At 34.3% G+C, this 11536-nt stretch carries 10 protein-coding genes and 1 tRNA gene; 5 read left to right on the plus strand and 6 right to left on the minus strand.

Features of this window, described 5'->3' with window-relative positions; genetic code table 11:
* Positions 1-99 precede the first annotated feature (99 nt).
* The gene (locus tag QE431_RS01110) at positions 100-891 is read right to left on the minus strand and encodes a hypothetical protein (protein WP_307291781.1); all 792 of its coding nucleotides are present in this window, start codon (positions 889-891) and stop codon (positions 100-102) included.
* Positions 892-1306: 415 nt separating this feature from the next.
* Complete coding sequence (locus tag QE431_RS01115; protein WP_134139085.1) at positions 1307-1537, minus strand: helix-turn-helix domain-containing protein; 231 nt, start codon at positions 1535-1537, stop codon at positions 1307-1309.
* A gap of 82 nt (positions 1538-1619) precedes the next feature.
* On the opposite strand from QE431_RS01115, the gene QE431_RS01120 reads away from it, so the two are divergent.
* A complete protein-coding gene (locus tag QE431_RS01120; RefSeq protein ID WP_134139086.1) occupies positions 1620-1853 on the plus strand; it encodes a hypothetical protein in 234 nt (77 codons plus the stop codon).
* Between the two features lie 312 nt (positions 1854-2165).
* Here QE431_RS01120 and QE431_RS01125 read toward each other — a convergent pair whose 3' ends face one another.
* Together QE431_RS01125 and QE431_RS01130 are read right to left on the minus strand one after the other, a co-directional pair.
* Positions 2166-2951, minus strand: coding sequence for a hypothetical protein (locus QE431_RS01125; RefSeq protein WP_307291785.1), 786 nt, complete (start codon positions 2949-2951; stop codon positions 2166-2168).
* 111 nt (positions 2952-3062) lie between these two features.
* Positions 3063-3144, minus strand: a tRNA-Leu gene (locus QE431_RS01130).
* A 109-nt stretch (positions 3145-3253) separates the two neighbouring features.
* Here QE431_RS01130 and QE431_RS01135 point away from each other — a divergent pair.
* Both QE431_RS01135 and QE431_RS01140 read left to right on the plus strand, forming a co-directional pair.
* Positions 3254-4645, plus strand: coding sequence for a dipeptidase (locus tag QE431_RS01135; protein WP_307291787.1), 1392 nt, complete (start codon positions 3254-3256; stop codon positions 4643-4645).
* 400 nt (positions 4646-5045) lie between these two features.
* On the plus strand, positions 5046-6143 hold the full coding sequence (locus tag QE431_RS01140) for a glycosyltransferase 61 family protein (RefSeq protein ID WP_307291788.1): 1098 nt from the start codon (positions 5046-5048) through the stop codon (positions 6141-6143).
* A 193-nt stretch (positions 6144-6336) separates the two neighbouring features.
* On the opposite strand, the gene QE431_RS01145 is transcribed toward QE431_RS01140, so the two are convergent.
* The gene (locus QE431_RS01145; protein WP_134139091.1) at positions 6337-7701 is read right to left on the minus strand and encodes a saccharopine dehydrogenase family protein; all 1365 of its coding nucleotides are present in this window, start codon (positions 7699-7701) and stop codon (positions 6337-6339) included.
* A gap of 188 nt (positions 7702-7889) precedes the next feature.
* Here QE431_RS01145 and QE431_RS01150 point away from each other — a divergent pair, with 188 nt between their 5' ends.
* Both QE431_RS01150 and pckA read left to right on the plus strand, forming a co-directional pair.
* Positions 7890-8276, plus strand: coding sequence for a DUF423 domain-containing protein (locus QE431_RS01150; protein ID WP_134139092.1), 387 nt, complete (start codon positions 7890-7892; stop codon positions 8274-8276).
* 301 nt (positions 8277-8577) lie between these two features.
* The gene (pckA, locus tag QE431_RS01155; protein WP_281867228.1) at positions 8578-10182 is read left to right on the plus strand and encodes a phosphoenolpyruvate carboxykinase (ATP); all 1605 of its coding nucleotides are present in this window, start codon (positions 8578-8580) and stop codon (positions 10180-10182) included.
* A 246-nt stretch (positions 10183-10428) separates the two neighbouring features.
* Here pckA and QE431_RS01160 read toward each other — a convergent pair whose 3' ends face one another.
* Positions 10429-11487: a phytase gene (locus tag QE431_RS01160; protein WP_307291792.1), complete on the minus strand. Its 1059-nt coding sequence runs from the start codon at positions 11485-11487 to the stop codon at positions 10429-10431.
* Positions 11488-11536: the final 49 nt, after the last annotated feature.

Here is an 11536-nt window from a genome sequence, read left to right on the forward strand (position 1 = left end):
TGGCAAATTAGACTCTAAAAAAACAATAAGATAAATGAATTGCCTCCCTGCTTTAGCTGGAGGTTTCGTGTTTTGAAAAAGAAAAAGGCTTTAGCCGAATCAATAGTTTTCCTCCAAAAAAGCAATCCAGCCTTTTTCAAATTCCTCGGGTTTTATGTTAAGTGCTTTTTCGATGCTGCCAAATGAAGCAATTAGTTTGGGCAGGCTGTCTTTTCCCCATTTTTGGGTCATATATTCGATGATTGTGTAGCCGATATTATAAATCTGATTGCTTTTATTAAGCTCTTCTAAAGTCAGGTTTTTGCTTTTGGCGTATTTTACGCTTAGCGAATTTACTTCTCCAGCCTCAAAAATACTGATCGATTCCCAAAGCCAGCGCGGATATTCGGCTTTAAACTTTTTATCAAATTCCTTTTCAAAAGTAAGTCGGTCTTGGGTGATGATTGTTTCTTTTGCCCTGTCGATTAATATATTGAGTTGAACGCAGTGCGTAAATTCGTGAAGAGCAGTTTTGAGCGGATCGTCTGGAAAAATAGAATTAAACCAATTCGTCCACACAAAATGAAATTCATTTGGACCACGGCTCGTGCCTTTTGTATTTTCTTTTAAACCAGTAGCGCTATTAAATTTGTATTGCGAACCATAAACAAAAACCTTTATCAAGTCGTGTTGTACATCTTTTAGATTTTCTCTTATTTTCGCATAATTGTTCTCGAGATGAGTGCTGACTTTTTCAGCCTCACTTTTATAAATTCCGCTGTAGGAAATAATAAAATGTTCCGATTTAAGAGTTCGGATTTCCTGTTTAACGGTAAAGCTTCGAACTGTTCTTGCAAAGTAAAAAACCGCAATAATTCCTAAAAGAATAATTAATAATCTGTATTTTCTCATGTGTTCTAAATGGTTTTAGAGATTTAAAAACAAAATAAAATATGCAGATTTAGGTTTTTGGTTTTTTAAAAATAAGAATATTTAGAGATTAAAACATAAAATAATTTGAGAAATTTCTGAATTGCTAAGCTTTGGAGGATTTTACTCCCGCAATTCCGATATCGGAGCAGAGACGTAAAGCTTTTCCGCATTTTTTGTCATTTCGATCCCGAGACTTCGGGAGAGAAATCTTCGCAAGTAACTCCGCAACGAAAAGTCAATCTTTGTAGAATTTCTTGTTAAGATTTCTCTCCCGAAGTCTCGGGATCGAAATGACAAACTAGACTTAAAAAAAATAAATAAATCAGATGAATTGCCTCCTGCTTTAGCTGGAGGTTTTTTTATGTTTGAAAGGGAAAAGGCTTTAGCCGAATTATTATTTCAAAGGGAAATCAAGTAATTCTTTAAGGTCAATATCTAAAGCATTTGATATTCTTATTAAAGTTTTTATACCAGTATTTATTTCAGCTCTCTCAATTCTCCCAATTTGATTTCTTGTAATGTCGCAATCATCAGCTAAAGCTTGTTGTGATAAGCCTTTCTTTTCACGTAGCTGTCTTATGTGAGTTCCAAGATTTGAGATAAAAGTTTCTTCTGAAATATTCATATTTCAAAAGTCATAACAATTATTTTTTGTTTTGACACAAATTTGTGTCAATAATTATTATATTTGAACAAAATATAAGATAATGACTACAGTAATTGTTTCAAATGAACTTGAAAATAGACTAAAAGCCTTTTTTACTGATGTTATCGATCCAAAAGACATGGCGAAAACAATACGAGAGGTAAATTATATTCTTTCGTTATGTTCCATGCGCGGATGCGAAACTGTAGAAACTGAATTCAACAATCTCGAAGATAATTTTTATTGGCTCAATAGATTAGCAGAAGCTCTGGATCCTTATTTGGATGTTGATTAAGTAGAAGAATCATTTCATTTCGACGAAAGGAGAAACGAAAACAGCAAATCGACAAAATGATATTGTTTCTTAATTTTTTTCATGTTGTACACCCGTCATTTTGCTGTAATCTCCTTTCGTCAAGGTGAATTATAATGCAGGTTGCCATATAGTTTGTCATTTCGATCCCGAGGCTTCGGGAGAGAAATCTTCGCAAGTAACTCTTCAAAGCGAATCGCCAATCTTTGTGGAGCTACGAGTGGGATTTCTCGTTCCTCGTAATGATAGGATTTGGTGTTTTTTATGCGAAGAGCCGTCTAGGAAATATTGCTTTTATTGGATTTTCTTTCTGTAGAAATGTTTGTAAAAGCCATTTTCTTTTAGCGAGTTTAGGGAATCAATTAGAGGAACATTGCCATAGTCTTCATTATTCAAACTTCTTAAGCTAATAATTGTTGGCATTGAAGCAGTGTTTAAGCGAACATTTTTTGGTATTTTATTTGTGTTTTTTGTAAGATGAATATTTATTGCTTGTTGTAAGTAATCACTACTATTTTGATTTAATTCTTTAAGAGTGTTTTGAATAAAAGATAACACATACTGACCATAATCTATTGCCTCTTGTGATGAGGGCGTATATCCCTTATGTATAACATCATTTCTAAATTCTATTTTTTTTGATACTATTCTATTAGTTATTCCTTCCTGTAAACAAAGTGCTAAAAAAGCTCCAAGTTGACGTTCTGATTGCTTTGCCATTAAATTCCACATTCCGTCATAATCTCCACTTTTAACTGAATTTTTTAATGAAAAAACTAAAATGCAATATTCAAAGAATCTTTCAAGAGAACTTGAGTAAGTAGAAACAGCTTCTTTAGTATATCCATCTAATAAAGCTAATGACGCGATGTCAAATAATATTTCGAATTTTTGCTCTTGAAGTTGTGTTAATGATCGATGTTTTTTTGGGCAAATGAATTCATACAAGTTTTTATCATTAAGTTCTACCTCAAAATCAATATCAGAATTTAATTCATGTTTTAATCGTTGATAGTCCTCTGGTGTTTGTTCTGTTTCATTGAAACACTCCCAGCAAAATGATGAGATTCCTATTATCATAATTTCTTTATAATGATGTTATTTAATCAAATATAGAAAAGATATGCTTAATAAATATAAATATCCCAAAAACAAAAAAGCTTCTGAAAAATCTTCAGAAGCTTTTTTTAGTGCGGATAATAGGACTCGAACCTACACGCCTTGCGGCACCAGATCCTAAGTCTGGCATGTCTACCAATTTCACCATATCCGCTCAATTGTGGGTGCAAAGATAAACATAACTTCTAAATTTCAAAGCATTTTTTTAAAAAAATTATTAATTCTCTTTTTTGTATTTTTGAGTTTCTATAAAAATAATTTAAATGGAAAATATTAAGTCCTACGTTCAACAACATAAAGATCGGTTTATCAATGAATTGATCGAATTATTAAAGATTCCGTCGGTTAGTGCCGACACTGCATATTCTCAAGATGTTATTGACACAGCAGAGGCTGTAAAAGAAAGTTTAACAAAAGCAGGCTGCGATTATGTCGAAACTTGCGACACTCCAGGTTACCCAATTATCTACGGAGAGAAAATTATAGATCCAAATCTTCCAACGGTTTTAGTTTACGGACACTACGATGTTCAGCCGCCAGATCCGTTAGAATTATGGACTTCGCCACCATTTGAACCCGTTATTAAAAAAACAGATATTCACCCAGAAGGCGCAATCTTCGCGCGTGGCGCTTGTGACGACAAAGGTCAGATGTACATGCACGTAAAAGCGCTTGAGTTAATGGTACAAAGCAATACGTTGCCGTGTAATGTAAAATTCATGATCGAAGGTGAGGAAGAAGTGGGTTCTGCAAGTTTGGCTTGGTTCGTAGAACGCAATCAGGAAAAACTGAAAAATGACGTTATCCTGATTTCAGATACAGGAATGATTTCTAACCAACAACCATCAATTACAACTGGTTTAAGAGGTTTGAGTTATGTTGAGGTAGAAGTTACAGGTCCAAACCGCGATTTGCATTCAGGTTTATACGGCGGGGCAGTAGCGAACCCAATTAATATTTTAGCAAAAATGATTGCTTCTCTTCACGACGAAAACAATCATATTACAATTCCAGGATTCTACGATAAAGTTCAGGAATTATCTGCAGAAGAAAGAGCTGAAATGGCAAAAGCGCCTTTTAGTTTAGAAAAATATAAAAATGCTTTGAACATTGCTGATGTTTACGGCGAAAAAGGATATGTAACCAACGAAAGAAACTCAATTCGTCCGACATTAGACGTAAACGGAATCTGGGGCGGTTATACTGGCGAAGGTGCTAAAACGGTTATCGCAAGTAAAGCTTTTGCTAAAATCTCGATGCGTTTGGTTCCAAACCAAGAGTGGGAAGAAATTACAGAATTGTTTACAAAACATTTCACAAGCATTGCTCCAGCTGGAGTTACGGTAAAAGTAACGCCTCACCACGGTGGACAAGGTTATGTAACGCCAATTGACAGCATTGGTTATCAGGCAGCAAACAAAGCTTATACAGAAACGTTTGGAGTTCCTGCAATTCCTGTTCGTTCTGGAGGAAGTATTCCGATTGTGGCTTTGTTTGAGAAAGAATTAAAAAGCAAAACAATCCTAATGGGATTTGGTTTGGATTCTGATGCGATTCACTCTCCAAACGAACATTTCGGAATCTTTAATTACTTGAAAGGAATTGAGACTATTCCGTTGTTTTACAAGTATTTTGTGGAGCTTTCTTCTAAGTAGATTTTAACCGCAAAGAGCACTAAGGTTTATCGCAAAGTTCGCTAAGATTTTTTAGGTAAGAATTTATAAAAGTTCGCAAAGCTTCATTATGTAGCTTTGCGAACTTTTCGTTTATAAACGTACTTAAAAAATGCTTTGCGCTCTTTGCGTTAAAAAAAAAGGAAAAGAGTATCAAATCCTTTAAGATATAAATCCGTTTAGAAATGAGCGGATTTTTTTTGTTCTTATAAATACGGGGTTTAAACTTTCAACATTAAAATTTTTAATTTTCTCTTTGTTTTTTATTGAATAAATTAACTTAATTTAGTTATTTTTATCATTCATTTTGTTTGTATTATGAAAATAATTCCATGTTTTAAAAATTTATAATTTTATTTTAATGTTGCTTTAATATTGAAGAATGGGCTTAATAGAAAAAAAGGTTAGATTTTCGCCCATTGGGTACACGAGATATCTGAAAGGTTTGAAAAAACCTCATTCGATGTTTCGGGAAGGAAAAATTTTGGAAAGTCTCGCATCAAAATCATGGGAAATTGCTCCTGGAAATACCACCGTTTCGCCAAAAGCTTATTTTCTCGACGGCCAGTTAGAACGCATTACAGGCACAGCTTATACCGATGATCCTTATGCTGCAATGCATGGCGGTTTTAGTGTCGAACATGCCCCAACACGCGCTTATAAGCTAAAAGATGCTTGGATGATGAATGGGTTTATTTATAAAGGACTTCATAATTTCCGACTTCATCCTTCTTTTCAACTTTCTAAAAAGATGAATTATTTTCCGCCCGCTATTATAGAAGCAGAAATTAATGATGCTACAATTTATAGCACATCAGAAGGCAATCAATATTTTGGACTTTGGCTGACCGATGATTGTGCTAATTATGCCTTGGCTGCAGCTGAAGGAGTTCCAGTAACTTCGAATATTATTCCTTATTCGCACATGCTTGAATATGAATCATTTTTAGAAATGAATCCAATTCGAACAAATGCGGCTTACTTAAAAAATGCTATTTTCTTTGATGATAATTGGGGAAATAATCAAAATAAACATACCCGATTCGCTGCTAATAGAAACAAATTATTGTCTTTGTTTCCCGCAGCTTCACATCATGGAGTTTTCATCCTGCGTCGAAATTCCGGAATTTCCCGGGTTATGTTGAATGAAATCGAAATCGCCGAACAACTCCGAGAAAAATACGGATTTAAAATTGTCGATGTTACCAAGAATAGTGTTTCAGAAATACTTTCGGCGTGTTCTGGTGCCAAAATTCTTATAGGCATTGAAGGCAGTCATTTATTTCACGGACTCATGACTCTTGAGTCAGGAGCTTCGGTTTTGGTCCTTCAACCTCCAAATCGTTTTAGTGCTGTCATTAAAAATACTACAGATATGGAGAATATCAATTACAGCTTTGTTGTTGGAATTCAAAAAGAGGAGAATTTTTATATTGATTTGGAAGAAGTGGAGAGAACGCTTTCTTTATTAAGGTTCTAAGTTGCTAAGATTCTAAGATACTAAGTTCTTCGTCAAAGTTTTAAACTTTGCCAAAGATTAGTCTACCAGAAAACTCTGTCCCTCTGAACCTCTGCTTCTTTGTCCCTTAAAAAACAAAAAAAATCCGCTTCAATTTCTGGAAGCGGATAAAATTACAAACTAAAAAATCTAAAAATTAACATGCAGATCCAGATTAAAATAAATCTGGATTATATCCAAAATAAGGTACCTTTTGTTCGTTAAAAATTACCCCATATTCTTCTAACTCTTTTAAAATAGGTTCATAAACTTCTTTTTTAATCGGAAGCTGTACTCCGGGAGTTGTTATTTTTCCATTTAGAATCAATAATGTTGCAATGGCAACCGGAAGCCCGACTGTTTTTGCCATAGCAGTATAAGTCTGGTCTTCTCCAGTACAAACCATTTTAGAATCAATTTGTTTCTTTTCTCCGTTTAATTCATATCCGAACTTATGATACATTACAATCATATCTTTGTCATCTGGTTCAAGAGCCCAGCTGTCGGTTAAGATTTTTTCTAAAATTTGGGCAGGTGTAGCGTTAGGCAGATTCACTTTTTTGTGTGGGTTAAATAAATCCAGTTCCAAAAGTTTATCCCACATAATATCGTCTTGATCAATTTTTAAAATCAAGCGTGTTTTGATTTCAACAGAATCTGTCGGGTGATATGGAAGAAAGGAATTCACAAACTGACGATAACTCATATTTTCAGAATCCTCAATAATATAACTGTCATCTGTCATTCCGAGTTGTACAAACATATTCCAAGCTCTAGAATATCCCACTCTTCGAATAGTTCCTCTATATAAAGTGAGAATATCGTCTAAACCGTAAATAGATCTGTATTTAAGAGAATCCCGATTTGAATAAGCTTCAAATTTCCCGTAGCCCTCAACTTCTAGGAATTCAGTTCTCCTAAATAAAGCACTGTACGGAATATATTTATAAGTTCCTTCTTGAATAAATTTGGCTGCGCCGCCTTGCCCCGCCAAAACGACATTTCGAGGCGCCCAGGTAAATTTATAATTCCATAAATTATTATCAGATTCAGGAGCTACAAGTCCGCCGCAGAAAGATTCAAACAATAGCATTTTGCCGCCTTTTGATCGAATTTCATCAATAACCTTCATGGCGCTCATATGATCGATTCCTGGATCAAGACCAATTTCGTTCATGAAAATTAAATTGTTTTTTTGAGCTTCTTCGTTCAAAGCCTGCATGGCATCACTTATATAAGAAGCCGTAACTAAATGTTTTTTAAACTCAAGACAGTCTTTTGCAATTTCTATATGAAGATGTGCAGGCAGCATCGAAATCACAATCGAAGCATTGGCAATAGCTTTTTTTCTTTCTTCGGCATTAAAAATATCTAAGGCAAGCGGAGTAGCATTCGGATGATTTTGTGTCTTTGCTTTCGCTAAATTCAATGAAAGGTCTGCTACAGTTAAATGCAGTTTTTCTTCGTTAGATTTTGACAACAAATATCGAATCAAAGAAGATGCAGATCTTCCTGCTCCAATTATTAAAACGTTTCTCATGCTTTAAATATTTAACACAAATATATTAAAATGTTACAATTATAACAATTTTAATTGAATAAAGTTAATTTTTATTTTTTGTTTTGAGTAAAAAAATAATGTTATTCTATTCTAAATAATCGAGAAACTAAAGCGGTTTTTTGGTTTGTTTGAAGTATTTTTGTTTCAAATTTCAAAAGATATAAATCATGAAACGAAGAATTGTTCTTACTGGAGCTTTTATAGGTATGTTAGCTATTATTTTGGGTGCTTTTGGAGCTCATTTATTAAAAAAATATCTTTCGGTTGATCAATTAAATACTTTTGAAGTTGGTGTTCGTTACCAAATGTACCACGCTCTTTTTCTGTTGTTTTTATCTACGCAAAAAGATATTGCAGAAAAAACATTAAAAGCTATCTATAATTTAGTAGTTGCCGGAGTCGTTCTTTTTAGCGGTTCGATTTATTTATTGGCAACAAAAGACTACACTTTGTTTGATTTTAAAATTATAGTATTCGCAACTCCTGTGGGTGGTTTTCTATTAATTATCGCTTGGACGCTATTATTCTTTACGATTTTGAAGAGAAAATCATAAAATCCCGAAAAAAAAATTCTGTCTAAGAATTAATCTTTAATTTTGTCTCATAAATAACATATAACTTTAGTTATGTGAATTTTTTCTATTTTAGGTTCTAAAACTAAAATAATATAACAAATTCGCTTATAAGGTTGTAAATAAACAAATTAGAAGCAGTTATTTTTTTCTTTTTGTAATTTTTAAAGTGAAATTTCTCTTTTTTCGTATAAATCAAAGTGAAATTTAATTATTTTAAAACGAATAAGAATTAATCTGTAATTTTGCTTCTGAAATAAATATCACACACAACTTAAAATTTATGGACACTAACACAGTTTTCGCGCAATCGATTTCGTTAAAAGAATTAGGAATTGAAAATGCAAAAGTTCGTTATCAACTATCTGCAGATGAATTACATGCGATTACTTTGCAGTCAGGACAAGGTGTTGAGAATTCTACCGGAGCGTTGGCAATTAATACAGGTGAATTTACAGGTCGTTCTCCACAAGATCGTTTCATTGTAAAAGATGATATTACAAAGGATCAAGTTTGGTGGGGAAATGTAAATATCCCGTTTGAACCTCAAGCTTTTGAAAAGCTATATAATAAAGTAACAGCATTTTTATCAGACAAAGAAGTTTTTGTTCGCGATTCTTATGTTTGCTCTGATCCAAATTATAGATTAAATGTTCGTGTTGTAACCGAAACAGCTTGGTCAAATTTGTTCTGTTACAATATGTTTTTACGTCCAGAAGAATCGGAACTGGCTAATTTTACTCCAGAATGGACAGTAGTTTGTGCACCAAGTTTTATGGCAGATCCTGCTGTAGACGGAACACGACAGTCTAATTTCGCAATTTTGGATTTTACTAAAAAAATCGCTTTAATTGGAGGAACAGGTTATACTGGAGAAATGAAAAAAGGAATTTTCTCTGCATTAAACTTTATACTTCCAGTTTTCAAAAATACACTTCCTATGCACTGTAGTGCGAATGTTGGAGAAGACGGAGATACAGCAATTTTCTTCGGATTATCTGGAACAGGGAAAACAACTTTATCTGCAGATCCAGAACGTAAATTGATCGGAGACGACGAGCACGGCTGGACAAATGAAAATACTGTTTTTAACTTTGAAGGTGGTTGTTATGCTAAAGTAATCAACTTAACAGAAGAGAACGAACCAGACATTTTTAGAGCAATCAAAAAAGGAGCGCTTTTAGAAAATGTGGTTTTTAAAGCAGGAACAAACGAAGTAGATTTTGACGATGTTTCGATCACGCAAAATACTCGTGTAAGTTACCCAATAACTCATATTGATAATGTACAGCCAGGTTTGGTGGGACATAATCCAAAAAATATATTTTTCTTAACGGCTGATTCTTTCGGAATTCTGCCTCCAATTTCAAGATTAAACCCAGGTCAGGCGGCTTACCACTTTATTTCTGGTTATACTGCAAAAGTTGCTGGAACAGAAGCTGGTGTAACTGAGCCTCAGCCTAATTTCTCAGCTTGTTTTGGTGCACCGTTTATGCCTTTACATCCAACTCGTTATGCTGAAATGTTGAGCAAAAAAATGAAAGATGCCGGCGTAAAAGTTTGGTTAATCAATACAGGATGGACTGGCGGACCTTACGGAATTGGAAGCCGTATGAAATTGAAATATACTCGTGCCATGATTACAGCTGCTTTAAAAGGAGAATTGGATAATGTAGAGTATGCAGATCATAAAGTATTTGGAATTGCAAAACCACAATCTTGCCCGAATGTTCCGGAAGAGATTTTAAATCCGAGAAATACTTGGGAAGACAAAGATTTATACGATCAAAAAGCATTAGAATTAGCACAAAAATTCAAAGCTAATTTTGCCAAATTTGAAGAGTTTGCAAACGCTGAAATCTTAGCGGGAGCACCGATTACAGAATAAAAGGAATTAGTTAATTCAAATTAAAAAAAGCTGTTCAGTGATGAACAGCTTTTTTTGTTTTTTGTGTATGTCTGATACTGCTTATTTGTCTCCCTGAGCGAAGTCGAAAGGCGCTTCAATTGGAAACTGGGCTTCGACTTCGCTCAGCCCGACAATGAGTAATTTTTAAAGACATTGAAACGCAGTTTTCAGCACAGTTTAAAGGAAAGTACTGAAAAACTGCAATTTCAAATCAACACTGAATCTTTATTTTTTAGCCTCGTCTATGCGTTTTTGGATCAAATCCCAAGCATAATAATGGAAAGTCATGCCGTTGCTCATCGCTACGAAAAGTCCGTTTTTGTATTTTGGACCTAAGTTTACACTTGTAACATCAGCACCATCGCATTCAATTGTTGAAGTTGGAACTTCTGCCAATAAAGGATGGCTGTTAGGATTTCCTTTTGCTCCTTCTCTCGGATAAACCATAAAAGAATTTGCCTGTTGATTGGATACTAAAATGTAACCTGTAGAATCTGTTTTTTTGTAAATCGCAATTCCTTCGTGATCTGCCTTGAAATCTTTTTGACCAAAGAAAGCCAGTTCTTTATTATCATTTAAAGCTGGGTCTGCTTTGTATTTTCTAATTCCAGCTTGTTCGTCGCAATAGTAAACAAATCCTAATTCGTTATCAACTGCTATAGCTTCGATTTCTTTTTTACCGCTGTAAGTCCCGAATTTACGAACCACTTTTGCAGCAGCAAATTTTCCGTTTCCAGAAAGTTCGTACTGCCATAAATAACTTCCAGAAGCTCCCGTTTTTCTTCCTACAATAGCAAAAATTTTCTGATCACTTGGACGTGTGTATAATGCAACTCCCATTGGATCTCTTTCTGCATCTCCTTCAAAAACAGGAATTCCGCCATTGTCAATCGGTTCTAAATTTGGCAGACTGAAAATTCTAATCTTGTTGCTTTCGCGCTCTGTTGTAACGGCAATATCTACTTTTTTTCCGTCAATGATCATTCCGTAAGCGATGTCAACATTGTTTGGGCGTTTTAACGGAATTGATTTTTTAAGGATTTTTCCATTCAAATCAAAAGCATACAAACCACCGTCGGTATCTTTATCAGTTCCAACAATAATACTTTTTGACGCATCGTTTGGGTTAATCCAAATCGAGGGATCATCTGTATCATGAGGCAATGCTTGGGTAACAGTTGTTGGTTTTACAGCATTTGGTTGAATAGGAGCTAATTTATCGTCTTTACAAGCTGTAAAAGCAAGGCTTAAAAGTAAAAAAGCAAGTATCGATTTATTTTTCATTTTGGTATTTTATTTTAAATGAATTAGACAGAACCGCTAAGTCCTGTCT

The sequence above is a fragment of the Flavobacterium sp. SORGH_AS_0622 genome (genome assembly GCF_030818825.1).
GTDB lineage: Bacteria > Bacteroidota > Bacteroidia > Flavobacteriales > Flavobacteriaceae > Flavobacterium.